General features: G+C 74.3%; 21 protein-coding genes. 14 read left to right on the top strand and 7 right to left on the bottom strand.

Annotated features, from left to right (window positions below; all coding sequences use genetic code 11):
* Window positions 1–11: 11 nt before the first annotated feature.
* Complete coding sequence (locus O2W20_RS12280) at window positions 12–1,262, bottom strand: MFS transporter (protein ID WP_269172341.1); 1,251 nt, start codon at window positions 1,260–1,262, stop codon at window positions 12–14.
* 97 nt (window positions 1,263–1,359) lie between these two features.
* Between O2W20_RS12280 and O2W20_RS12285 the strand changes: the two genes are divergently transcribed.
* The 6 genes from O2W20_RS12285 to O2W20_RS12305 all read left to right on the top strand — a co-directional run bounded on the left by O2W20_RS12285 (window position 1,360) and on the right by O2W20_RS12305 (window position 5,395).
* Window positions 1,360–1,695 carry a YbaB/EbfC family nucleoid-associated protein gene (locus tag O2W20_RS12285; protein ID WP_269172340.1) on the top strand — a complete coding sequence of 112 codons (336 nt, stop codon included), beginning with the start codon at window positions 1,360–1,362 and terminating at the stop codon, window positions 1,693–1,695.
* Between the two features lie 43 nt (window positions 1,696–1,738).
* Window positions 1,739–2,338: a recombination mediator RecR gene (recR, locus tag O2W20_RS12290; RefSeq protein ID WP_269172339.1), complete on the top strand. Its 600-nt coding sequence runs from the start codon at window positions 1,739–1,741 to the stop codon at window positions 2,336–2,338.
* Between the two features lie 271 nt (window positions 2,339–2,609).
* Window positions 2,610–2,684: a putative leader peptide gene (locus tag O2W20_RS22795; RefSeq protein WP_442929194.1), complete on the top strand. Its 75-nt coding sequence runs from the start codon at window positions 2,610–2,612 to the stop codon at window positions 2,682–2,684.
* A 107-nt stretch (window positions 2,685–2,791) separates the two neighbouring features.
* Window positions 2,792–3,880, top strand: a complete 1,089-nt coding sequence (locus O2W20_RS12295) for a methionine ABC transporter ATP-binding protein (RefSeq protein ID WP_269172338.1) — start codon at window positions 2,792–2,794, stop codon at window positions 3,878–3,880.
* Complete coding sequence (locus tag O2W20_RS12300) at window positions 3,877–4,536, top strand: methionine ABC transporter permease (RefSeq protein WP_269172337.1); 660 nt, start codon at window positions 3,877–3,879, stop codon at window positions 4,534–4,536. The genes O2W20_RS12295 and O2W20_RS12300 overlap by 4 nt, the downstream gene beginning before the upstream one ends.
* 37 nt (window positions 4,537–4,573) lie before the next feature.
* Entirely contained in the window at window positions 4,574–5,395 is an 822-nt protein-coding gene (locus O2W20_RS12305) for a MetQ/NlpA family ABC transporter substrate-binding protein (RefSeq protein ID WP_269172336.1), read from the top strand.
* Window positions 5,396–5,410: 15 nt separating this feature from the next.
* Here the strand turns inward: O2W20_RS12305 and O2W20_RS12310 are convergent, their stop codons facing one another.
* Window positions 5,411–5,764 carry a Rieske (2Fe-2S) protein gene (locus tag O2W20_RS12310; protein ID WP_269172335.1) on the bottom strand — a complete coding sequence of 118 codons (354 nt, stop codon included), beginning with the start codon at window positions 5,762–5,764 and terminating at the stop codon, window positions 5,411–5,413.
* 128 nt (window positions 5,765–5,892) lie between these two features.
* On the opposite strand from O2W20_RS12310, the gene O2W20_RS12315 reads away from it, so the two are divergent.
* From O2W20_RS12315 to O2W20_RS12345, 7 genes are all read left to right on the top strand, one after another.
* Entirely contained in the window at window positions 5,893–6,651 is a 759-nt protein-coding gene (locus tag O2W20_RS12315) for a VOC family protein (RefSeq protein WP_269172334.1), read from the top strand.
* Window positions 6,652–6,760: 109 nt separating this feature from the next.
* The gene (locus O2W20_RS12320; protein WP_269172333.1) at window positions 6,761–8,839 is read left to right on the top strand and encodes a TPM domain-containing protein; all 2,079 of its coding nucleotides are present in this window, start codon (window positions 6,761–6,763) and stop codon (window positions 8,837–8,839) included.
* Window positions 8,840–9,018: 179 nt separating this feature from the next.
* On the top strand, window positions 9,019–10,656 hold the full coding sequence (locus O2W20_RS12325) for an ABC transporter substrate-binding protein (RefSeq protein ID WP_269172332.1): 1,638 nt from the start codon (window positions 9,019–9,021) through the stop codon (window positions 10,654–10,656).
* 89 nt (window positions 10,657–10,745) lie between these two features.
* Entirely contained in the window at window positions 10,746–11,855 is a 1,110-nt protein-coding gene (locus O2W20_RS12330) for an ABC transporter permease (RefSeq protein WP_269172331.1), read from the top strand.
* Window position 11,856: 1 nt separating this feature from the next.
* Window positions 11,857–13,050, top strand: coding sequence for an ABC transporter permease (locus tag O2W20_RS12335; protein ID WP_269172330.1), 1,194 nt, complete (start codon window positions 11,857–11,859; stop codon window positions 13,048–13,050).
* Entirely contained in the window at window positions 13,047–14,732 is a 1,686-nt protein-coding gene (locus O2W20_RS12340) for an ABC transporter ATP-binding protein (RefSeq protein WP_269172329.1), read from the top strand. Before O2W20_RS12335 ends, O2W20_RS12340 begins: the two co-directional genes overlap by 4 nt.
* Before the next feature lie 165 nt (window positions 14,733–14,897).
* Window positions 14,898–15,995 (top strand): calcium/sodium antiporter, encoded by a 1,098-nt coding sequence (locus O2W20_RS12345; RefSeq protein WP_269172328.1) that lies wholly within the window; start codon window positions 14,898–14,900, stop codon window positions 15,993–15,995.
* A gap of 55 nt (window positions 15,996–16,050) precedes the next feature.
* On the opposite strand, the gene O2W20_RS12350 is transcribed toward O2W20_RS12345, so the two are convergent.
* Both O2W20_RS12350 and O2W20_RS12355 read right to left on the bottom strand, forming a co-directional pair.
* Complete coding sequence (locus O2W20_RS12350; RefSeq protein WP_269172327.1) at window positions 16,051–17,016, bottom strand: pirin family protein; 966 nt, start codon at window positions 17,014–17,016, stop codon at window positions 16,051–16,053.
* Between the two features lie 10 nt (window positions 17,017–17,026).
* On the bottom strand, window positions 17,027–18,025 hold the full coding sequence (locus O2W20_RS12355; protein ID WP_269172326.1) for a pirin family protein: 999 nt from the start codon (window positions 18,023–18,025) through the stop codon (window positions 17,027–17,029).
* A gap of 234 nt (window positions 18,026–18,259) precedes the next feature.
* On the opposite strand from O2W20_RS12355, the gene O2W20_RS12360 reads away from it, so the two are divergent.
* Entirely contained in the window at window positions 18,260–19,579 is a 1,320-nt protein-coding gene (locus tag O2W20_RS12360; protein WP_269172325.1) for a glycoside hydrolase family 6 protein, read from the top strand.
* A gap of 60 nt (window positions 19,580–19,639) precedes the next feature.
* Here the strand turns inward: O2W20_RS12360 and O2W20_RS12365 are convergent, their stop codons facing one another.
* From O2W20_RS12365 to O2W20_RS12375, 3 genes are all read right to left on the bottom strand, one after another.
* Window positions 19,640–20,599 (bottom strand): glycoside hydrolase family 88 protein, encoded by a 960-nt coding sequence (locus tag O2W20_RS12365; protein WP_269172324.1) that lies wholly within the window; start codon window positions 20,597–20,599, stop codon window positions 19,640–19,642.
* A 68-nt stretch (window positions 20,600–20,667) separates the two neighbouring features.
* The gene (locus O2W20_RS12370; protein WP_269172323.1) at window positions 20,668–21,393 is read right to left on the bottom strand and encodes an SDR family NAD(P)-dependent oxidoreductase; all 726 of its coding nucleotides are present in this window, start codon (window positions 21,391–21,393) and stop codon (window positions 20,668–20,670) included.
* Window positions 21,390–22,787, bottom strand: coding sequence for a GH1 family beta-glucosidase (locus O2W20_RS12375; RefSeq protein WP_269172322.1), 1,398 nt, complete (start codon window positions 22,785–22,787; stop codon window positions 21,390–21,392). The genes O2W20_RS12370 and O2W20_RS12375 overlap by 4 nt, the downstream gene beginning before the upstream one ends.
* Window positions 22,788–22,827: the final 40 nt, after the last annotated feature.

Below are 22,827 nucleotides of genomic sequence, written 5' to 3' on the forward strand. Positions count from 1 at the left end.
CCGCCGGGTGGTCAGCCGGCAGCGGCCCTTGGTCCCCGGTCCAGTGCCCGGAAGCGGGCCAGCGCGGCCACCGAGACCACCGGGCCGGCGGCGAGCAGCACCAGCGTCCACCGCCAGGTGACCAGGTCGGCCAGGTAGGGCAGCGCGCTGATCGTCACCGTGGTGAGCAGGAACCCGGTCGCGGTCTGCACGGTGAGGGCGGTGCCGACCCAGCGCCGGTCGGAGACCTCGCTGAGCAGGGTGGAGAACATCGCCGAGTCGGCGATGACGCTGGCCCCCCAGACGCAGACGAAGACGGCGAGGACGGCGGTCGGCCAGGACCAGGCCCACGGGGAGAGCAGGCAGCACACGCCGCTGGTGGACACCGCGACGGTGGCGACCGGCGCCCGGCCCCACCGGCCGGCGAGCCAGCCGGCCAGCACGCAGCCGGCCGCGCCGCAGATGCCGAACGCGACCAGGGCCAGCAGGGCGATCCGGGCGGCCGGCAGGGCGGGGTCGTGGACGTCGCGGGACGCGGTGATCCAGACCGCGGCCCAGGTCCAGAGCGCGTAGAGCTCCCACATGTGCCCGAGGTAGGCGAGGTTCACCAGCCGCGGCCGGGCCGACCGGAAGCCGTCGAAGGCCTGCGCGGCCCGCGGGCGGCTGCCCACCGACAGGTGCGGTCCGGCGCGCAGCAGGCCCAGCGCGAGCAGTGCGGCGCCCGCGCCGCTGGCCGCGGCGGCGACCAGCACGGTCCGCCAGGAGTCGCCGAGCACGCCGACCAGCAGCTGGGGCAGCAGCGAGCCCAGGGTGAGCGCCCCGACCAGCACGCCGAGCGCCAGCCCCCGCCCGCGGGCGCCGAACCACGAGGCCATCAGCTTCATGCCGATCGGGTAGACCAGCGCCAGGCCCATCCCGGTCAGGAAGCGCAGCGCGACGCCGAGCAGCGGCCCGTCGGCCAGGACGGCGACGCCGAGGGTGCACGCGGCGGCGGCCCCGGCCCCGGTGGCGAGCAGCCGCTCGGGGCGGACCCGGTCGGCCAGCCCGGTCGTCGCCGAGACGAGCGCACCCACGACGAAGCCCAGCTGCACGGCGACGGTGAGGCCGACCCCACCGGCGGTGCCCAGCTCCCAGTCGCGGCGCAACACGGGGAGCACGGCGGAGGCGGAGAACCACACGGCCAGGGCCAGCACCTGGGTCAGCGCGATGAGCGCGAGCTGCGACCACGGCCCGGTGCGTGCCCCGCCCACGGTGCTGCGGACCTGCACGCCGTCGCCCGTCACGGGGCGACCCTGCCACCGAGCCCGGGCGCGCCCCAAGTCGGCTCGCGTGGAGCGGTGCGTGCGGCGGACTGTCGGTGCCAGCACCTACGCTCGGACCATGCGACCCGGTGGCCAGCCCGACATGCAGCAGATCATGAAGCAGGCGCAGCAGATGCAGCAGCAGCTCGCTGCCGCGCAGGAGGAGCTGTCCCGTGCGGAGGTGACCGGTTCGGCCGGCGGCGAGCTGGTCACGGTGACCATGACCGGCAGTGGTGAGGTCAGCGCCGTCACGATCGCGCCGGCCGCCGTCGACCCCGACGACGTCGAGACCCTGCAGGACCTGGTGGTCGCGGCCATCCGTGACGCCCAGCGCGCCGTCGGCGAGCTCACCGCCTCCACGATGGGCCCGCTGACCGGCGGTCTCGGTGGCGGGCTGGGTCTCCCCGGCCTCTGATCCACCCGGGTGCGCACACCGCCACCCGCATCGAAGGAGAACCGTGTACGAGGGCGCTGTCCAGGACCTCATCGACGAGCTCGGGCGGCTGCCCGGCGTCGGTCCCAAGAGCGCGCAGCGCATCGCCTTCCACCTGCTGGCCGCCGAGTCGGCCGACGTCGTCCGGCTGGTCGCCGCCCTGCAGCGGGTGCAGGCCGAGGTCCGCTTCTGCGTGACCTGTCACAACGTCGCCGAGGCCGAGCAGTGCCGGATCTGCCGTGACCCGCGGCGCACGCTCGACGTCATCTGCGTCGTCGAGGAGCCCAAGGACGTCGTGGCGATCGAGCGGACCCGGGAGTTCAAGGGCCGCTACCACGTGCTCGGCGGCGCGATCAGCCCGATCGAGGGGATCGGCCCCGACGACCTGAAGGTCAAGGAGCTGATGACCCGGCTGATGGACGGCCAGGTCACCGAGCTGATCATCGCCACCGACCCGAACCTGGAGGGCGAGGCGACCGCCGCCTACCTGGCCCGGTTGGTCGGCCCGCTGGGGCTGGCGGTGTCCCGGCTGGCCAGTGGGCTGCCGGTGGGCGGCGACCTCGAGTACGCCGACGAGGTCACCCTCGGCCGGGCGTTCGAGGGCCGCCGCCGCATCGACGCCTGAGGAAGGACCCCGCTGCCCCCCACCACTCGCACGCTCGTGGCGGGCCCCTGCAGCGGGGCCGTTCCAGCACGTCACCGAGCTCGGCGCGGGCCCCTGCAAGGGGGCCGTTCCAGCAGGTCACCGAGCTCGGCGCGGGCCCCTGCAAGGGGGCCGTTCCAGCACGTCACCGGGCTCGTGCCGGCCCCTGCAGCCGGGCCGTACTGGTTGAGCGTTCGATCACAGCCGGCCGCAGGAAGTGGCGGGGGCGGCGCTCGCGGGGCACGCTGGACGGGTGGTCGGGCCCAGTTCGTTGACGCGTCGTCGCGCCATCGATCTGATGCGCCTGGCCGGCACGCTCTGTCGGTGAGCCGACACCCCTGACCGGAGGTCCGCGCCGCGCCGTTCGGCGCCGAGCCCGCTGGACCCCGGCAGGACGAGCCGTGCCCGCCGTCCGTTCCACCCCCGAGGACTCCCGTGATCGAGCTGTCCGACGTCCGCAAGGTCTTCCCCGCCCGCCGCACCGCCGGTGAGGTGGTCGCCCTCGACGGCGTGAGCCTGTCCGTCGCCCGCGGTGAGTTCGCCGGTGTGGTGGGCCCCAGCGGCTCGGGCAAGAGCACCCTGGCCCGGCTGGTGAACCTGCTCGAGCGGCCGACCTCGGGCACGGTCACCGTCGACGGCCGGGTGCTCACCGACCTCGACGCCGCCGGTGTCCGCGAGGCCCGCCGCAGCATCGGCATGATCTTCCAGCACTTCAACCTGCTCGACTCCCGCACCGCGGCCGGCAACGTCGAGCACCCGCTGGAGCTGGCCGGCGTCGGCCGCACCGAGCGCCGCCGCCGGGTCGCCGAGTTGCTGGACCTGGTCGGCCTCGCCGACCGGCACGCCTCCCGGCCGGCCCAGCTCTCCGGTGGGCAGAAGCAGCGGGTGGCGATCGCCCGCGCCCTGGCCGCCCGACCCTCCGTGCTCCTCTGCGACGAGGCGACCTCGGCCCTGGACCCGGCCAGCACCACCGGCGTGCTCGAGCTGCTGCGCCAGGTGCGCGCCGAGCTGGGGCTGACCGTGCTGCTCATCACCCACGAGATGTCCGTCGTCCGTGCCGTCTGCGACAGCGCGGTGCTGATGAGCGACGGCCGGGTGGTCGACGGCGGTCCGCTGACCGAGGTGCTCGCCCGGCCGGACTCCGCGCTGGCCGCCCAGCTGGTGCCCGCACCAGCCGGCTCCGGGGTCGGTGGTGACCTGGTGCTGGTCACGGTCACCGACGCCATCCCGCACGGCGCCGTCCTGCAGACCCTGACCGCCGAGCTCGGCCTGTCGGTCGAGGTGGTCGGCGGGTCGGTGGAGACCGTCGCCGGCCGGCGCTTCGGCCAGCTGCTGCTGCGGGTCGAGGGGGACGACGGCCGGCTGGACCCGGCGCTGGCGCGACTGCGGGCCGGGGGTGCCCTGGTGGAGCGGACCGCCGCGGGTGACCCGCGCCCCCAGCCGGACGCCGACGACGCACCACCCCGCCCCCACCGCGAGCCCGACGTCCAGCGGCTCGCCGACGCCCCGGACGTGCAGCGGTGAACGACTGGTCCCGGATCGCCCCGCAGCTGGTCGACGCCACCGGCGAGACCCTCTACATGGTGGGCGTCGCCACCGCACTGACCGTGCTGCTCGGCGTGCCCCTCGGCGTGCTGCTCACCATCACCGCGCCCGGGGCGCTCGCCCCGCACCCGCTGGTGAACCGGCTGCTCGGACTGGTGGTGAACCTCGGCCGCTCCCTGCCCTTCATCATCCTGCTGGTCCTGGTCGCCCCGGTCACCCGCGGCATCGTCGGCACCACCATCGGCTCGACGGCGACGATCGTGCCGCTGACCATCGGCGCCGTCCCGTTCCTGGCCCGGCTGGTCGAGACCAGCCTGCGCGAGGTGGCGCACGGCAAGGTCGAGGCGACGCTGGCCATGGGTGCCCGCCGCCGCGACGTCGTCCGCACCGTGCTGCTGCCCGAGGCGCTGCCGTCGCTGGTCGCCGGCGTCACCGTCACCGTCGTGGCGCTGATCAGCTACTCGGCGATGGCCGGCGCGATCGGCGGCGGCGGGCTGGGCGACTTCGCCATCCGCTACGGCTACCAGCAGTTCCGCACCGACATCACGCTCGCGACCGTCGTCCTGCTGCTCGTGGTGGTGCAGCTCCTGCAGTGGGCCGGCGACCGCTGGGCCCGCCGGCTCGCCACCTCCTGACCGTCCGTCCCCGTTGCACGAGGAGAGAGAACTGATCATGCGTTCGAAGAGCCCCCTGGCCGCTGCGGCCGCCGTTGCGACCGCCCTGGTGCTGAGCGCCTGCGGCGGGGGCAGCGCCGAGCTGTCCGCCGAGGACGAGCCGTTGCAGGTCGGCGCCTCGCCGGTCCCGCACGCGGAGATCCTGCGCTACATCGACGACGAGCTGGCCGACGACGCCGGCCTGGACCTGGAGGTCGTCGAGTTCACCGACTACGTCCAGCCGAACGTCGCCCTGGACGACGGGTCGATCGACGCCAACTACTTCCAGACCATCCCCTACCTGGAGGAGCAGGAGGCCAACGCCGGCTACGACTTCACCGCCCTGGAGCCGGTGCACATCGAGCCGCTGGGCATCTACTCCGAGTCGCTGACCGACCTCGCGGCCCTGCCGGACGGCGCGACGGTGGCGATCCCCAACGACCCGACCAACGCCGGTCGGGCGCTCCGGCTGCTGGCCGCGAACGACCTGATCACGCTGGCCGACACCGGGGATGCCGCGCCCACCTCGCTGGACATCGAGGGCAACCCGAAGGACCTGCAGATCACCGAGGTCGAGGCGGCGCAGCTGCCCCGGTCGCTGGTCGACGTCGACGCCGCGGTGATCAACGGCAACTACGCGATCGACGCCGACCTGGTGCCCGCCGAGGACGCGCTGGCCCTGGAGGAGGCGGAGGGCAACCCCAACGCCAACCTGCTGGTGGTGCGCGCCGGCACCGAGGACGACGAGCGGATCGGCCAGCTGGAGGAGCTGCTGCACTCCGACGAGGTGCGGACCTTCATCGAGGAGAACTACGAGGGCGCGGTCATCCCCGCCTTCTGAGTCGCGCCGGCGGGGTCAGGGCTCGACGACGACGTCCGGGCCCCGCCGGACCGCCCGGCGTACCCGCAGCCGGACCACCTGGCCGAACCGCTTCACCAGCCCGGAGTAGCCCGGCGTGGGCCCGTGCCAGCCGAGGAACCCGCGCGGGCCGGTGACCATCTCCCCGGTGGAGAGGTCGTAGCGGGACTGGTGCCACGGGCAGACCAGGCAGCCCTCGGCGTCGACGTGGCCGTCGGCCAGGTCGGCGAGCTGGTGCCGGCACCGGCGGGAGACCGCGGCCAGCCGGTCGCCGGTGTTGGCCACCGCCCACTGTCCGGCGGGGCGCACGGCGCCCGGGGGCAGGTCGGCGGCGGGGACGCGATCGGGCACGGGGCCTCCTGATCTCGGGCGGTGCCCGAGCCCCTACCCGCTGCAGCGGCGGGCAGACGTGGCGCGCCGGGCCGGTCGAACTGTCGGTGACCGGTGGGACGGTCGGCCTCCCGACTCGAGGAGCAGTCATGCCCACTCGCACCACACCCTGGCCGTCCGGCACGCCGTGCTGGGTCGACCTCGGCACCCCCGCCCCCGACGCCGCCCGGTCGTTCTACGCAGCGGTCCTCGACTGGACCTACCGCGACACCGGTCCCGACTCCGGCGGGTACCTGTTCTGCCTGACGGACGGGCACGAGGCGGCCGGCCTCGGTCCGCAGCAGGACCCGGCCGACCCGTCCCGCTGGACGACGTACTTCGCCACCGACGACGTCGATGCGACGGCCGCCCGGGTGACGGCGGCCGGCGGCGGGGTGCTCGCCCCGCCGATGGACGTCGGCCCGGCCGGCCGGATGGCGATCGTCGCCGACCCGCAGGGCAGCCCGTTCGGGCTCTGGCAGGCCGGCACCACCACCGGGGTCCAGGTGTTCAACGAACCCGGCGCACTGGTGTGGAACGAGGCCGCCGTCGACGACCCGGCCGCGGCGCAGGAGTTCTACACGGCCGTCTTCGGCTTCGGCTGGGAGGAGGTCCCGGACGCCGGCGGCTACTGCACCTTCGCCACCGGCGACCGACCGCTGGGCGGGCTGAGCGGCGTGGTCGACGGGCTGCCCCGGGGCTGGAGCACCTGCTTCGCGGTGGCCGACACCGACGCGGCGGTCCGGGCGGTCGAGTCCGGCGGCGGGAAGGTGCTCATGCCTGCCGAGGACACGCCGTTCGGTCGGTTCGCCGTCGTGACCGACCCCTGGGGTGCGGTGTTCTCGGTCATGGAGGTCGCCGAGGAGTGAGGTCCGCCGGCCCGGCGGGGCCACCGCCGCCGGCACCCACCGGGGGCCGGCTGGCGGAGCCGGAGCCCTCGGCCACCCCCAGCACAGCGTGATCGGCGACGATGGACCCATGCGTCTTCTCTCCCGGCTGCTCGTCCCGCTGGCCGTCGGTGTGCCCGCCGTGCTCCTGACCGCGGGGCCGGCCCTCGCCGCCGAGCCGTTCGCGCCGACCGAGCAGCTCGTCGACGAGGCCGACGTGCTGGACGGCGGCGAGGAGTCCGAGGTCGAGTCGGCGCTGCAGGAGCTGCAGGCCGAGGACGGCACCCAGCTCTACGTCGTCTACGTCGAGGACTTCGGCGAGCTGTCCGGCCCCGAGTGGGCGGCGGACGCCTTCGACGTGGCCGGTCTGGGGACCAACGAGGTGCTCTTCGCGGTCGCCACCGAGCAGGAGCGTCTCGGCTACTACGTCGGGCAGAGCTCCCCGGTGACGCAGTCCGGCCTCGACTCCTTCGTCAGCTCCGAGGTCGAGCCGTTCCTGGTCGAAGGGGACTGGGCCGGCGCCGCGGTGACCCTGGCGGAGGGCATCCAGGCCGGCGACGGTGCTTCCGCGGGCGCCGCGGGCGCCGCGGGCGGCGGGGACGGCGGCGGTGGCGGAGCACTCGCCGTGCTGGTCGGCATCGCCGTCGTCGGTGGTGGCGGGTACGCGCTGATGAAGAGCCGGCGGAGGAAGAAGCAGCAGGCTGCCGCCGCCCGGGTGGCGGAGGAGCGCGCCGCCGCCGAGGCCGCGGCCCGCGACCCGCACCACGGCACCTCCACCGAGCAGCTGACCTTCCGGGCCAGCCAGGAGCTGCTCGACCTCGACGAGGCGATCAAGACCTCCGAGCTCGACCTGGCCTACGCCCGCTCGCAGTACGGCGAGCAGTCGGTCGCGGGTTTCCAGGACGCGCTCGACCGGTCCAAGGCCGAACTGTCCCAGGCGTTCGCCCTCCGCCAGGAGCTGGACGACGAGTTCCCCGAGGACGAGCCCACCCAGCGCCGGATGCTCACCCAGCTGCTGCAGCTCACCGCGGCCGCCGACGCCCGGCTGGCCGGGCAGGCGGAGGCCTACGCCGAGCTGCGCCACCTGCAGGAGTCCGCGCCCGAGACACTGGCCGGGCTGACCCCGGCCATCCAGGGTGTCCGGGAGCGGATCCCGGCCACCGAGGCGACCCTGCAGGACCTGCAGCAGAGGTACGCGCGCTCGGCCTGGGCGCCGGTCGCCGACAACGTGACCGAGGCGCGCACCCGGACGGAGTTCGCCGAGCAGGCGGTGGCCTCCGGTCAGACCGAGCTCGACCAGGGCCGGCCCGCCGGGGCGGTCCCGGCGATCCGCGCGGCGGAGGACGCGCTGGCGCAGAGCCGGACGCTGCTGGACGCGGTGCGCCGGCTGGCCGAGGAGCTGAACAGCAGCGGCGCGCGGTTCGACGAGGTGCGGGCGGAGACCGAGCGGGACATCGCCGAGGCCCAGGCGATGCTGGCCCGCGGCGTCGACACCCCCGGCCTGCGGGAGCAGTTGGCCCGCGCCGAGCGCGCGCTGGCCGGCAGCACCGCGGAGCTGCAGCCGCGCGACGGCGCCCTGCCCGACCCGCTGGCCGTGGTCCGGCGGCTGGACGAGGCCGATCTCGCCCTGGAAGCGGCTCTGGAGCCGGCGCGCGACGTCCGGCAGCAGCAGGAGCGGGCGGCGGCCCACCTGCAGCAGGCCATGCACGCCGCCGACTCCTCGGTCACCGTCGCCGGTGACTTCATCTCCACCCGGCGCGGCGCGGTGGGCAGCCCCGCGCGCACCCGCCTCGCCGAGGCCGAACGGCACCTGGACGAGGCCTCCCGGTCCGCCGCCGACCCGATCGCCGCGCTGCGGTCGGCGCAGCGCGCGGACGGCCTGGCCCGGCAGGCGCTGACCGCTGCCCAGCAGGACGTCGAGCAGTACATGGCCGGTGGCTACGGCGGCCGCCCCGGCTACGGCGCGGGCCCCCGGCGGGGGTACGGCGGCGGGGGCTTCGCCGGTGGGGTCGCCGGCGGGGTGGCCGGCGGCATGCTGGGCAGCATCCTGCTCGGCGGTCTCGGTGGGGGCTACGGCGGTGGCTTCGGCGGCGGGGACGGCGGAGGCGGTGGCTTCGGCGGCGGCGGCGACTTCGGTGGCGGTGACTTCGGCGGCGGCGGGAGCTTCTGACCGCTGGCGGCCCGTCCTCGGTCGGGTCGTTCGGCGGTCACAACACCATCACGCCTCCACCCACCCGTCCCACCTCGTGGGAAGGGTGTGTTAGTCATGCATCTCCAGAAGGCCATCGGCGGCCGTCGCGGCGCACCGTTGCGCCCACGGGCCGCCACCCCATGAGAACGAGGTAGCGGATGAACTCCGTGTCCAGGAGCGGCCGGCGTGCGCTGGTCGCCACAGCGGGCATCACGGCGACGGCCTTGGCGCTGTCGGCGTGCGGCGGTGACGACGGGGACGGCGGCGGTTCCGGCGGCGGCGACTCGCTGATCGTCGGCACCACCGACAAGATCACCACGATCGACCCGGCCGGTTCGTACGACAACGGCTCGTTCGCCGTGATGAACCAGGTCTACCCGTTCCTGATGAACACGCCGCTGGGCAGCCCCGACGTCGAGCCGGACATCGCCGAGTCGGCCGAGTTTACCGCGCCCACCGAGTACACGGTGACGCTGAAGGACGGGCTGACGTTCGCCAACGGCAACGAGCTCACCGCCTCGGACGTCAAGTTCTCCTTCGACCGGATGGTCGCGATCAACGACGAGAACGGCCCGGCGTCGCTGCTCTACAACCTGGACAGCGTCGAGGCCCCGGACGACACCACCGTGGTGTTCAACCTGAAGTCGCCCGACGACCAGGTGTTCCCGCAGATCCTCTCCAGCCCGGCCGGCCCGATCGTCGACGAGGACGTCTTCGCCGCCGACGCGCTGACCCCGGACCAGGAGATCGTCGAGGGCAACGCCTTCGCCGGCCCGTACGCGATCACCAACTACGACCAGAACAACCTGGTCTCCTACGAGGCGTTCGAGGGCTACCAGGGCCTGCTCGGTGCGCCGGAGACCGAGACGGTCAACGTCCGCTACTACGCCGACTCGTCGAACCTCAAGCTCGACGTCCAGGAGGGCAACGTCGACGTCGCCTTCCGCAGCCTGGCGGCGACCGACGTCGAGGACCTGCGCGGCGACGACTCCGTCACGGTCGTCGACGGCCCGGGCGGGGAGATCCGCTACATCACGTTCAACTTCAACACCCAGCCCTACGGCGCGACCACCCCTGATGCCGACCCGGCCAAGGCCCTCGCCGTCCGGCAGGCCGCGGCGCACCTGATCGACCGCGAGGAGCTGGCCGACCAGGTCTACAAGGGCACCTACACGCCGCTGTACTCCTTCGTGCCCGAGGGCCTCACCGGCGCCGTCGAGCCGCTGCTGGAGAAGTACGGCGACGGCTCGGGTGGCCCGGACGTCGAGGCGGCCCGGCAGGTGCTGGAGGCGGCCGGCGTGCAGACGCCGGTGGAGCTGGACCTCCAGTACTCCAACGACCACTACGGCCCGTCCTCGGGTGACGAGTACGCGCTGATCAAGGACCAGCTGGAGTCCAGCGGCCTGTTCACGGTGAACCTGCAGACCACCGAGTGGGTGCAGTACTCCAAGGACCGCACCACTGACGTGTACCCGGCCTACCAGCTCGGCTGGTTCCCGGACTACTCCGACGCCGACAACTACCTGACGCCGTTCTTCCTCACGGAGAACTTCCTCAGCAACCACTACTCCGACCAGCAGGTGAACGACCTGATCCTGGAGCAGGCGACCACCACCGACCCGGCCGAGCGCCAGGCCCTGATCGAGCGGATCCAGGGTGAGGTCGCCGACGACCTGTCGACGCTGCCCTACCTGCAGGGGGCCCAGGTCGCCGTCACCGGGACCGACGTGCAGGGCGCCGAGGACACCCTCGACTCGTCCTTCAAGTTCCGCTACGGGGCCCTCAGCAAGGGCTGATCGAGCCGGAGCAGACCGCCCCGGGTGACCCGCCGTCCGCGGGTCGCCCGGGGCACCGGCATGTCCGCCGCCACCTCAGGCTGGGAGAGATGACCACCACCACGACCGAACGCACCGGGAGCTCGGCCGACCCTGCCGGCACCCCTGACCCCGCGCCGCGGCTCCGGCGGAAGGGCAGCGGGGGGCTGGGCAGCTACCTGCTGGTCCGGTTCCTGCTGATCTTCCCGACGATCTTCATCCTGGTGACGACCGTCTTCTTCCTGATGCGGGCCACCGGCGACCCGATCACCGCCGCGCTCGGCGGGCGGCTGCCGGCCGACCAGCTGGCCGAGCGGGTCCGGGAGGCCGGCTACGACCGGCCGCTGTTCACGCAGTACCTCGAGTACCTGGGCAACCTGGTGCAGGGCGACTTCGGCACCACCCTCAGCGACCGGCGACCGGTCCTGGAGGTGCTGACCACCTTCGGCATCGCGACGCTGGAGCTGACCGTCTACGCGCTGATCGTGGCGTTCATCGTCGGCATCCCGCTGGGCATGCTGGCCGCCTACTCCCGGGACCGCTTCCCCGACGCCGTCCTGCGGGTCTTCGCGATCCTCTGCTACGCGACGCCGGTCTTCTTCACCGGACTGCTGCTCAAGCTGGTCTTCGCCTCCGGGCTGGGCTGGCTGCCGGTGGCCGGCCGGGCCTCGACCGGCACCGAGATCGAGCTGCAGTTCCTGGAGAACCCGACCGGCTTCTACCTGATCGACGCGTTCCAGACCGGCGACTGGGACGTCATCTCCGACGTCCTGGAGCACGCCGTCCTCCCCGCCCTCGCGCTGGGCCTGCTGACCGCCGGCATCTTCCTGCGGCTGGTGCGCACCAACATGATCGGCACGCTGGGCACCGGCTACGTGGAGGCGGCCCGCTCCCGCGGCGTCGCGGAGTCCCGGCTGCTCCGCAAGCACGCCTACCGCCCCGCGCTGATCCCGATCATCACCGTCATCGGTCTGCAGATCGCGATCCTGCTCGTCGGGGCCGTGCTCACCGAGACGACGTTCGAGTGGAAGGGCCTGGGCTTCCAGCTGGCCGAGTACCTGCAGGCCCGCGACTTCGTGGCCGTGCAGGGCATCGTCGTGCTGCTGGCGGTCATCGTCGCCGTCACCAACTTCATCGTCGACATCATCGCCGCGCTCATCGACCCCCGCGTGAGGTACTGACATGGCCACGGTGACCTCCGTGCCGACCGCGGCCGGACCGGGGAGCGAGCCCACTGCGGCGCCCCGCCGGCGCCGCTCCTGGCGCCGGCTGCCGGTCGTCCACCAGCTCCGGCAGAGCGTGGGCCTGCAGCGAGGCATGCTCGTGGCCGGGCTGGTGCTGGTGGGCGTCTTCCTGCTCACCGCGCTGTTCGCCCCGCTGCTGGCGCCCTACGAGTACGCGCAGCTCCGCGACGCGGACGGCCTGTTCGGGGCGCAGCAGCCGCCGTCGGGCGATCACCTGCTCGGCACCACCGTGGGCGGCTACGACGTCCTGTCCCGGGTGATCTGGGGCTCGCGCACGGCGCTGTACGTGATCGTCGTCGGCGTCCTGCTGTCGATCGTCGCGGGCGTGCTGCTCGGGCTGGTCTCCGGCTACTTCGGCGGCTGGCTGGACCGGGTGCTCGTCGTCATCGCCGACGCGGTCTATGCCTTCCCGGCGCTGCTGCTGGCGATCATCGTGGCGATCGTCATCAGCGGCGGGCAGTCCAGCCTGTGGGGCGGCATCCTGGCCGCGGCCATCTCGATCGTCGTGGTGTTCATCCCGCAGTACTTCCGGGTGGTCCGGGCCGAGACGGTGCGGATCAAGGCCGAGGCGTTCGTCGAGTCGGCCCGGGTCATCGGGGCGAGCAACCGCCGGATCATGCTCCGGCACGTGCTGCGCAACGCCACCCGCACGCTGCCCCTGATCCTCACGCTGAACGCGTCCGAGGCGATCCTCACCCTCGCCGGGCTGGGCTTCCTCGGGTTCGGCATCCAGCCCACCGCCGCCGCCGAGTGGGGCTACGACCTGCAGCAATCGCTGCCCGACGTGACCAGCGGCATCTGGTGGACCTCGCTGTTCCCCGGCCTGGCGATCGTGCTGGTGGTGCTCGGCCTGACGCTGGTCGGCGAGAGCCTCAACGACCTCGCCGACCCCCGGCTGCGCACCCGCCGCCGGGTGGCCGACCAGGAGCCGGCGGAGGAGGGCGAGGTCGCCGCCGTCCCCGGCGGCGCGCTGACCAGGGGGGCGGCGGGCGTGGGTGGCCTCGGGGTCACGGTGGCCGGCGAACGACCCGGGGACCCGGCCCCGGCCGGCGCCACCGGCGCCGAGCCCGCCGACGGGCAGGGAGCCGGACCGGACGTGACCGGCCAGGACGGAGGAGGGACCCGCTCATGAGCGTCGTCGACATCAAGGACCTGCAGATCTCCTTCGCCACCGACGCCGGCACCGTCACCGCGGTGCACGACGTCACCCTCGCCGTCCAGGCCGGTGAGGTGCTGGCCATCGTGGGGGAGAGCGGCAGCGGGAAGACCGTCACCGCGCGCAGCATCCTGGGGCTGCTCCCCGAGACCGCGCGGGTGCGCGGTGCGGTGGTGCTGAGCAGCAAGGACGGCACCGACGAACACGACGTCGTCCCGCTGTCCGGCGCGAAGCTGCGCGAGGTCCGCGGGCAGGACGCCGCGATGGTGTTCCAGGAGCCCTCGACGTCGTTGAACCCGGTCTACCCGATCGGCTGGCAGATCGCCGAGGGCCTGCGGGCGCACGGCAAGTACACCAAGAAGGAGGCCCGGGCCAAGGCGATCGACGTGCTGCGCCGGGTCGGCATCCCCGACCCCGAGCACCGGGTCGACCACTACCCGCACCAGTTCTCCGGCGGGCAGAAGCAGCGCATCGTCATCGCCCAGGCGCTGGCACTCGACCCCGGCGTGATCATCGCCGACGAGCCGACGACGGCGCTGGACGTGACGGTGCAGGCCGAGATCCTGGAGCTGCTGCGCCGCTGCCGGGACGACTTCGGCGCCGCCATCGTGCTGATCACGCACAACATGGGCGTCGTCGCCGACCTGGCCGACCGGGTCGCCGTCATGTATCAGGGCCGGATCGTCGAGCAGGCCGACGTCCGCACGCTGTTCAGCGCACCGAAGGACCCGTACACCCAGCAGCTGCTGGCCGCCGTCCCGCGGCTCGGTCAGGGCGTCGAGCGCACCCGGGAGCGGGCCACCCGGCGCGCGGCCGGCTGGGAGCGCGCCGCGCCGGTCGTCGAGGCGACGGACCTGCGGATCGTCTACCCCGGCCGGATGCGCCGCCCGGACTTCGTCGCCGTGGACGGCGTGAGCTTCAGCATCCGGCCGGGCGAGGTGCTCGGTCTGGTCGGGGAGTCCGGCAGCGGGAAGACCACCATCGGGCGGGCGATCGCCGGCCTGACCAAGGTCAGCGACGGCTCGCTGGCGGTGCTGGGCACCGAGATGAACGGGATGAAGGAGCGCACGTTCCGGCCGGTGCGCGAACGGATCGGGTTCGTCTTCCAGGACCCGGCGTCCAGCTTCAACCCGCTGCTCACCATCGCCGACGCGGTCGCCGAGCCGCTCGTGGTGCACAAGCGGGCCAAGGACCCGCGCGCGGCCCGGCCGCGGGTCGACGAGCTGCTGGAGGCCGTGCAGCTGCCGAAGGCGTTCGGCGACCGGTACCCGCACGAGCTCTCCGGCGGGCAGCGGCAACGGGCCAGCCTGGCCCGGGCGCTGGCGCTGCAGCCGGAGCTGCTCATCGCCGACGAGCCGACCTCGGCGCTGGACGTGTCGGTGCAGGCCCGGGTGCTGGAGCTCTTCGCCGAGCTGCAGCGGGAGCTGGGGTTCGCCGCGCTGTTCATCAGCCACGACCTGGCCGTCGTCGACCTGCTCGCCGACCGGATCGCGGTGCTCTACCGCGGCGAGCTGGTCGAGGAGGGCACGGGGGCAGAGGTGCTGGGCGCGCCGAAGCACCCGTACACCCAGCGGCTGCTCGCCTCGCTGCCGGTGCCCGACCCCGACGAGCAGGCCCGCCGCCGCACCCACTGGGACGCCCTCCGCGCCGCCGACTGATGAAGGGCCCCCCTGCCCCCCCACCACTCGCAGGCTCGCGGTGGGCCCCTGCAGGGGGGCCGAAGGGCCAAAGTCGCGATTGTGGCCCCTCTCCGGTCGTCGGCCGTGGGGGAACGGTCGCGGGGCGACGGCTGATCTCGGAGGCGGCTGGGTAGCGGCTCCGACGTGACGGTGATCGAGCTGCTGGCCGGACTCGCCCTGCTCACCGTCGGTGGGGAGTTCCTGGTGCGCGGGGGCTCGGCCCTGGGCCGCGCGGCCGGCATCTCCCCGCTGGTCATCGGGCTCACCGTGGTCGCGTTCGCCACGGCCGCGCCCGAGCTGGCCGTCTCGCTGGACGCCGCGCTGACCGGCGCGGCCGGGCTCGCGGTCGGCAACGTGGTCGGCAGCAACATCGCCAACGTGCTGCTGGTCGGCGGGCTCACCGCGCTCGCCGCACCGCTGGCCGTCGACCGGGGGCTGCTGCGCGGCGACGTACCGGCGCTGCTCGCACTGTCGGTCCTGCTGCTCGTGCTCGCCGCCGACGGCACCGTCGCGCTGTGGGAGGGGATCCTGCTGGTGGCCCTGGCCGCGGGTTACCTCGGCTGGAAGGTGCGGGCCGGCCGGCGCGAGGGGGCCCCCGAGGAGAGCGAAGGGGCCCCGGAGGAGACCGGTGCCGCCCGGCCGCCCGTCCGGCCGCGCTCGTTCCTGCCCCCCGCCGGCTCCCTGCTGGCCGGGCTCGCCCTCCTGGTCGTCGGCGCCCGGCTGCTGGTCGACGCCGCCACCACGATCGCCTCGGCGCTGGGGCTCTCCGACCTGGTCATCGGGCTGACCGTGGTCGCCGTCGGCACCTCGCTGCCGGAGCTGGCCACCTCGGTGGTGGCCGCCGTGCGCGGTCAGCGCGAGATGGCGCTGGGGAACATCGTGGGCAGCAACGTGCTCAACATCGGGATGGTGCTCGGGCTCACCGCTGTCGTCGCCCCGGGCGGCCTCCCGGTCGACCCCTCCGCCCTGCGCTTCGACGTGCCGGTGATGATCGTCGTGGCGTTGGCGCTCGTGCCGCTGCTGCTCACCCATGCCACGTTGGCGCGCTGGGAGGGCGGGCTGCTGCTGGCCTGGTACGCGGTCTACGTCACCGTGCTGGTGCTCTCCGCGATCGACTCGAGCGCCGCGCCCGCGGTCACCGCAGTGGCGCTGTGGGGACTGCTGCCCCTCACCGTCGTCGGGCTGGCGGTGCTCACGGCCCGCGAGGTCGGGCGGCGCCGCCGGGCCGCCGCCGCGCGCTGACCCGCCGCCACCGACCACCGAGGGGCCAAGATCGCGACTTCGGCCCCTCGGGTCGTCAGCGGGTGCGGCCGCGGGGCTTGAGAGGGAGCGGGGGCAGGGCGGGGGCGCCGAGCCGGTGGCCGTCGAAGCCGGGGACGTCGGTGAACCGGTCGCCCTCGGCCCACTGCTCGGCGTACTCGGCGATCTCCTCACCCGTGCGGCCGACGAAGTTCCACCACATGACGATCCGCTCCTCGAACGGCTCGCCGCCCAGCAGCAGCAGCTGTGCGGCGTCGTCCGCGCGCAGCCGCAGCGTGCGCCGGCCCGAGCCCAGGTAGAGCATCGCGCCGGGGGTGAGCGGCACGCCCTCGACGTCGGCGGACCCGGAGGCGGTGAGCACCGCGTACTCGAAGTCCGGTTCCAGCGGCAGCTCCACGTCGGCGCCGGCGGAGAGCGCCAGGTCCACGCCGACCAGCGGGGTGTGCGCCGTCCCCGGTGAGGTGGCGCCGGCCATCGCACCCATCAGCACGGTCGCCCGGACCCCGTCGGAGTCGAAGCCCGGCAGCGCGGTGTGGTGCTCGAAGGCCGGGGCGACGTCCCGGACGCCGTCGGGCAGCGCCACCCACAGCTGCGCGCCGTGCAGGTACCGCGGGTGCACCGCCGGCGACTGCTCGGCGTGCGCGATCGCGTGCCCGGCGGTCATCAGCGCCAGCTCCCGCGGCCGGATCAGCACGTCGCTGCCGAGCGAGTCGCGGTGGTGCACCTCGCCGTCCAGCAGCCAGGAGACCGTCTGCAGCCCGGTGTGCGGGTGCGGCAGCACCTGCATGCCGTCGGAGCCGAACACGTCGTCGGGGCCGTAGTGGTCGACGAAGGCCCAGGCGCCCACCAGTCGCCGGCCGAGCGTGGGCAGCAGCCGGCGAACGTGCGTGGCCTCGCCGAGCAGCACCTCCTTGCCCGGCAGCAGGTCCAGCGCCGGCCCGGCCGACGCCTGGGCGCGCCCGCCCAGCTCGTGCGGCGCCGGCCGTGGCTCCAGGTTGCTCATGGCCGCCTTCCTACTCGCTCAGACCGTGCACGTCACCGTGCGCGACGCGGGCGGCCGGGATGGTGCCGAGCCGGCCGGCGGAGGCGTCGGTCATCGCGTCCAGCACCTCCTGCCGGGTGTTCATCACGAACGGCCCGTACATCGCGATCGGCTCCCGGATCGGCAGCCCGCCGAGGACGACGACGTCCAGGTCCGGTGTGCGCGCCTCGGCGTGCCGGTCGCCGGGCCGGGTGCCGTGCACGGTCACCGTGTCGCCGGGGCCGAGGACGGCGAGCTGCCCGGTGTGCACCGGGGCGCCGTCGACGCCCACCGAGCCGGAGCCGGAGAGCACGTAGACCAGCGCGTTGAAGTCCGGCCGCCAGGGCAGGTCCAGCGAGGCGCCGGGGGAGACGGTGGCGTGCACCATCGCCATCGGCGTGTAGGTGCTGCCCGGGCCGCGGTGGCCACCGACGTCACCGGCGATCACCCGCAGCAGCGCGCCGCCGTCCGGGCTGGTCAGCAGCACCGACTGGCGGGCCCGCAGGTCCTGGTAGCGCGGCTCCACCCACTTCTGCGCCGCGGGCAGGTTCACCCACAGCTGCAGGCCGTGGAACAGCCCGCCGCTGAGCACGAGCGACTCCGGCGGCCGCTCGATGTGCAGGACGCCGCCGCCGGCGGTCATCCACTGGGTGTCGCCGTCGCTGATCGTGCCGCCGCCGCCGTGGCTGTCGGCGTGCTCGAACGTCCCGTCGAGGAGATAGGTGACGGTCTCGAAGCCACGGTGCGGGTGCCACGAGGTGCCCTTGGGCTCACCGGGGGCGTACTCGACCTCGCCCATCTGGTCCATGTGCAGGAACGGGTCCAGGGCGCGCAGGTCGACCCCGGCGAAGGCACGCCGGACCGGGAAGCCCTCGCCCTCGAAGCCGGACGGCGCAGTGGTCACCGAGCGCACCCGGCGGCGCACCGTGCGGGGCGCGGGCAGGGGGACTCGGGCGAGGGTGGTGGTGTCCTCGACGGTCACGGCGGGCATGGCGGCCTCACTTCTGTTGAGGGCTCAACTAGGTACACGGTAAGGCGTCGGGGCGGCCGCGTCTTCCCCAGTCGCGGCGGTTCTGTCGTTCCGGTACGAACGCGTCTTGCGCCGTGCGCGCCCGCCGGGCACAGTGTGACCGCTCCCACACCCACTGTCAGCAGTTGCGGGCGGCGGTCTCAGAGAGCGCTCTCACGGCGGTCCCGCCGTGGTCTCCTCGACGACAGGACGACGATGTTCTCGACTCCACGCCGCCGGAGGGCGGCGCTGCTGGCCGTCTCCGCGGTGATCGCGGTCGGCCCGCTGAGCGTGGCCGGCCCGGCCGCCGCGGCCCCACCCGTCGCCGAGGCGCCTGCCCCGGCCGTGCCGCTCGCACCGGACACGAGGTTCACCACCACGGTGCCCGACCCGGGCGCCGTCCGGCAGACGATCGACCTCGCCCAGGACCACCGGTTCTCCGACGCCGAGCTCATCGCCCGTGAGGCGGCCACCCCGCAGGCGATCTGGTTCACCGACGGGACGCCGAAGCAGGTCCGGCACGAGGTCCGGCGGGCCTCGGCCCTCGCCGCGGCGACCCGCTCCGTCCCCACCTACGTCGTCTACAACGTCCCCGGCCGGGACTGCTCGCAGTACTCCTCCGGTGGGGCGGCCGATGACGCGGCCTACCGCGCCTGGGTCGACGGCTTCGCCGCCGGGCTGCGGAAGGGGCAGCAGATCACCGTCGTCATCGAGCCCGACGGGCTGGCGCTGATGCCCGGTGACTGCCCGCCCGGGACCTACCCCGAGGGCACCGCGCCGACCGACGAGGGCCGGCTGGCCGACATCACCTACGCCGCCGCGGCGATCGAGCGGGCCAACCCCGCGGCGCTGGTCTACCTCGACGCCGGTCACGTCGGCTGGCACGCCGTTGGTGACATCGCCGAGCGGCTGGACGCCGCGCAGGTGGAGCAGTTCCAGGGCTTCGCGCTGAACGTCTCCAACTACCAGTACACGGCGAACCTGCAGCAGTACGGCACCTGGATCTCCTCCTGCCTGACGCTGATCACCGTGGCCGCCCTGCCCTCGTCGGAGTGCGGCAGCCAGTACTGGAGCGGCGGGCCGGCCAACGACTTCCAGGGCGTGGCACTGGACCCGACGCAGGAGTGGAGCGACGCCGCGGCCGACCCGACGGCGAACACCGCCGGGGTGAACAGCCGCTACGACCAGCAGCTGGGCGAGCTGGCGCCGACCGCGCACTTCGTGGTCGACACCAGCCGGAACGGTCAGGGGCCCTGGACCCCGGACACCGCGTACCCGGACCCGCAGACCTGGTGCAACCCGCCGGCCCGCGGCCTCGGACTGCGCCCGGACGCCCAGCCGGCTGCCGCGTTCCCGCTGCTGGACGCGTACCTGTGGGTGAAGACGCCCGGGCAGTCCGACGGCCAGTGCAACCGCGGCATCGCCGGGTCCACCACGGACCCGGAGTGGGGCGGCATCGTCGACCCCGCCGCCGGTGCGTGGTTCCCGGAGCAGGCGCTGGAGCTGGCGCAGCTGGCGGTCCCGCCGCTGCGCTGAGCAGGTGCCCGGCCGCCCCGCCCCCGTGGTGCGGGGCGGCCGGGCGCTGCGTCCACCTCGTCAGCCGAGGACGGCGGTGCCCTGCCAGCGACGCGCGGCCGCGTCGGCGAGCAGCAGGAAGGCCTGCGCCTCGGGCGAGTGGCCGGGCCGGTCGAAGTGGGGGGCAGCGCTCGCGCCGGTGACCCGGCCGAGGTCGTCCACCCGGTCGCAGACGGCGGCGAGCAGCGACTTGCCGACGACCGCGTACCGCGACGGCAGCCAGCCCTCGGCCGCGCCGGTCAGCGCCGCGAGGGCGACCATCGACGCGACGTTGGTGTCCGCCGGGGTGCTCGCGTCGTCGAGCACGTCGCCGAACAGGCCGTCGGGACGGCGCAGCGGCAGGACGGCGTCCAGCAGCGCGCGCACCTCACCGGCGACCGCCGTGCCGGCGGCCCCCGGCAGCCAGCGCACCGCCCGGGCCGCGCCGGCGGCGACCCAGCCGTTGCCGGTGCCCCAGGCGCGCGGGTCGGCGAACGCCCCGGCGTCCTCGTCCCAGCGGGCCGCCCACAGGCCGGTCGCCGGATCGCGCAGCCGGGCGCGGTGGCCGGCCAGCTGCGCGACGGCCGCCGCCCCGTCGCCGCGGCAGGCGAGGAACGGCACCACCATGTGGACGGTGTCGGCCCACACCTGGCGGCTGCCGACCAGGTGGAACAGCGTCCCGTCCGCCGCCCGCGGCGCGCCGGACCGCAGCCAGCCGTGCTGGCGGGTGGCGGCTGCGGCCAGCGCCGGGTCGCCGAGCCGGTGGGCCAGGGAGTCCACGAACTCACCGAGCGCCGCGCCGTTCACCGCGCAGGCCGGGTCCAGCTCGGCCAGCCGCCCGTCGGGCAGTTGGCGCACCACGGCGTCGTCGACCAGCGCACGCAGCGGGCCGGACGCGCCGGCGTCGTCGAGCACGGCGGCCGTGAGCCCCTGGTCCCAGGAGTGGCGCTGAGAGACCAGCAAGCAGTCGAGGACGCGCCGGCGGGTGTCCGGATCGAGCACTGCGGGTCCTTCCGGACGACTCGAGCCCCGGCCGGAGTGCCGGCCAGGGCTCGAGTGATGGTGGCGGGTCAGAAGGAGATCTCGGCGCCGTCCTTGAAGATCCGGCCGGTCACCGTCGGTGGCTCGCGCAGCAGCGCCAGGGCGCCCGCCGCGCTCTCCTCCGGGGTGCCCGGTGCCTCCGCGCCGCCCAGGTCGGTGCGCACCCAGCCGGGATCGAAGGCGTTGACCGCGACCTCCCCGGCCAGCTGCGCGGCCTGCATGAGCACCAGCCCGTTCAACGCCCACTTGCTCACCCGGTAGCTGCCGATCCCGGCGTCGCGGATGAGCTCGGTGGTGCCCGCCCCGGAGCTGACGTGCACCACCCGGGGGTCGGTGCCCTTGCGCAGGGCGGGCAGCAGTGCGAGCACCAGCCGGTGCGGGACGACGCAGTTGACCAGCAGGCTCTCCTCGAGCGTCCCGGCCGGTTCGTCCTCGAAGCGCGCCTCGCGGGCGAGCATCACCCCGGCGTTGTTCAGCAGCACGTCCAGCGTGCCCCACCGTTGCCCGACCACCTCGGCCAGCCGGTGCGGCGTGGCCTCGTCGGTCAGGTCGGCGACGACGGCGGTGAAGGAGCCGGGCCCGTCGGCCAGCTCCCGGCTGAGCTCGTCCAGCCGGCGCCCGTCCCGGGCGGTGCCGAGGACGTCGGCGCCCGCCGCGACCAGTTGCCGGGCGACGGCCGCGCCGACCCCGCGGGACGCGCCGGTGAGCAGCACCCGGCGTCCCGCGAGGCGGGCGGTGGGGGGAGGGGTCGTCACACGCCGTCCTTGGCGTTGCGGATGACCTCGGCGTAGGTGCGGGCGCTGTCCTTCGGCGTCCGGACCTGGGTGTCGTAGTCGACGTGCACCAGCCCGAAGCGCTGCGCGTACCCGCGGGCCCACTCGTAGTTGTCCAGCAGCGACCAGGCGAAGTAGCCGCGGACGTCGGCGCCGGCCTCGATCGCCTCGGTCATCGCCGCGAGGTGCCGCAGCAGGTAGTCGACCCGCTCGGGGTCGTGCACCTGGCCGTCCGCGGAGACCTCGTCCGGCCAGGCCGAGCCGTTCTCGGTGATGAACAGCGGCAGCCCGGGCGCGATCCCGGAGATCCGGGTGAGCAGCGCGGTGAACGCCTCCGGGGAGATGCCCCAGCCCATCGTGGTGGTCGGCCCCTCGGGCTCCAGGTCCTGCACGCGCTCGGCGCCGATGAAGGTCGGGTGCTTGCCGCTGGGCTCGCTGAGCCCGCGGACCGTCGACTCGAAGTAGTAGTTCACGCCCAGCCAGTCCAGCGGCGTGGAGATGACCTCCAGGTCGCCGTCCTCGATCGGCAGCGGCGCACCGGCGTCCGCCAGGTCGGCCACGACGTCGGCCGGGTACTCCCCGGTGGCGATCGGCACCAGGAACATCCGGTTCTGCTGCCCGTCGAGCCGGCGGGCGGCGTCGACGTCGGCGGCGGAGTCGGTCGCCGGCGACATCGGCGTGAAGTTCAGCGTGATGCCCAGGTGGTCGGCGCCCTTGTCGCGCATGACCTGCGTGGCCAGGCCGTGCCCGAGCAGCAGGTGGTGCACCGCGCGGGAGGCCTCGACCGGGTCCTGGTGGCCGGGGGCGTGCTGGCCGGCCATGTGGCCCAGCAGCGAGCTGCACATCGGCTCGTTCAGCGTCGACCAGTGCGGGACCCGGTCGCCCAGGGCGTCGTAGACGATGCCGGCGTAGTCGGCGAAGCGCAGGGCGGTGTCCCGGTTCGTCCAGCCGCCCCGGTCCTGCAGCCCCTGCGGCAGGTCCCAGTGGTACAGCGTCAGCCACGGGGCGATGCCGGCCCCGAGCAGCTCGTCGACCAGCCGGCGGTAGAAGTCCAGGCCGCGCTGCTCGATCGCGCCGGCCCCGGTGGGGAGCACCCGGGACCAGGAGACGGAGAACCGGTAGGCGTCCAGGCCCAGGTCCTTCATCAGCGCGACGTCGGCCGGGTAGCGGACGTAGTGCTCGACGGCGACGTCGCCGGTGTCGCCCTGGAACGTCTTGCCGGGGGTGTGGCTGAAGGTGTCCCAGATGGACGGTCCGCGGCCGTCGACGTCGACCGCGCCCTCGATCTGGTAGGCGGCGGTGGCGGCGCCGAACACGAAGCCCGGCGGGAAGGTCAGCCCGGCAGCGGTCTGCGGGCGCACGTCGGTGGAGGTCATGACAGGAGTGCTCCTTGCGGGGGCGTGAGGGGACCGCGCG

The organism is Modestobacter sp. VKM Ac-2982 (genome assembly GCF_026967935.1).
In the GTDB taxonomy this organism is placed as follows: domain Bacteria; phylum Actinomycetota; class Actinomycetes; order Mycobacteriales; family Geodermatophilaceae; genus Modestobacter.

Bases quoted from the DNA above. Each gene is read 5' to 3' on its own strand.
- O2W20_RS12285 (WP_269172340.1), top strand. From the start codon at position 1,360: ATGCGACCCGGTGGCCAGCCCGACATGCAGCAGATCATGAAGCAGGCG.
- O2W20_RS12305 (WP_269172336.1), top strand. From the start codon at position 4,574: ATGCGTTCGAAGAGCCCCCTGGCCGCTGCGGCCGCCGTTGCGACCGCC.
- O2W20_RS12315 (WP_269172334.1), top strand. From the start codon at position 5,893: ATGCCCACTCGCACCACACCCTGGCCGTCCGGCACGCCGTGCTGGGTC.
- O2W20_RS12320 (WP_269172333.1), top strand. From the start codon at position 6,761: ATGCGTCTTCTCTCCCGGCTGCTCGTCCCGCTGGCCGTCGGTGTGCCC.
- O2W20_RS12325 (WP_269172332.1), top strand. From the start codon at position 9,019: ATGAACTCCGTGTCCAGGAGCGGCCGGCGTGCGCTGGTCGCCACAGCG.
- O2W20_RS12330 (WP_269172331.1), top strand. From the start codon at position 10,746: ATGACCACCACCACGACCGAACGCACCGGGAGCTCGGCCGACCCTGCC.
- O2W20_RS12335 (WP_269172330.1), top strand. From the start codon at position 11,857: ATGGCCACGGTGACCTCCGTGCCGACCGCGGCCGGACCGGGGAGCGAG.
- O2W20_RS12340 (WP_269172329.1), top strand. From the start codon at position 13,047: ATGAGCGTCGTCGACATCAAGGACCTGCAGATCTCCTTCGCCACCGAC.
- O2W20_RS12350 (WP_269172327.1), bottom strand. From the start codon at position 17,016: ATGAGCAACCTGGAGCCACGGCCGGCGCCGCACGAGCTGGGCGGGCGC.
- O2W20_RS12355 (WP_269172326.1), bottom strand. From the start codon at position 18,025: ATGCCCGCCGTGACCGTCGAGGACACCACCACCCTCGCCCGAGTCCCC.
- O2W20_RS12360 (WP_269172325.1), top strand. From the start codon at position 18,260: ATGTTCTCGACTCCACGCCGCCGGAGGGCGGCGCTGCTGGCCGTCTCC.
- O2W20_RS12375 (WP_269172322.1), bottom strand. From the start codon at position 22,787: ATGACCTCCACCGACGTGCGCCCGCAGACCGCTGCCGGGCTGACCTTC.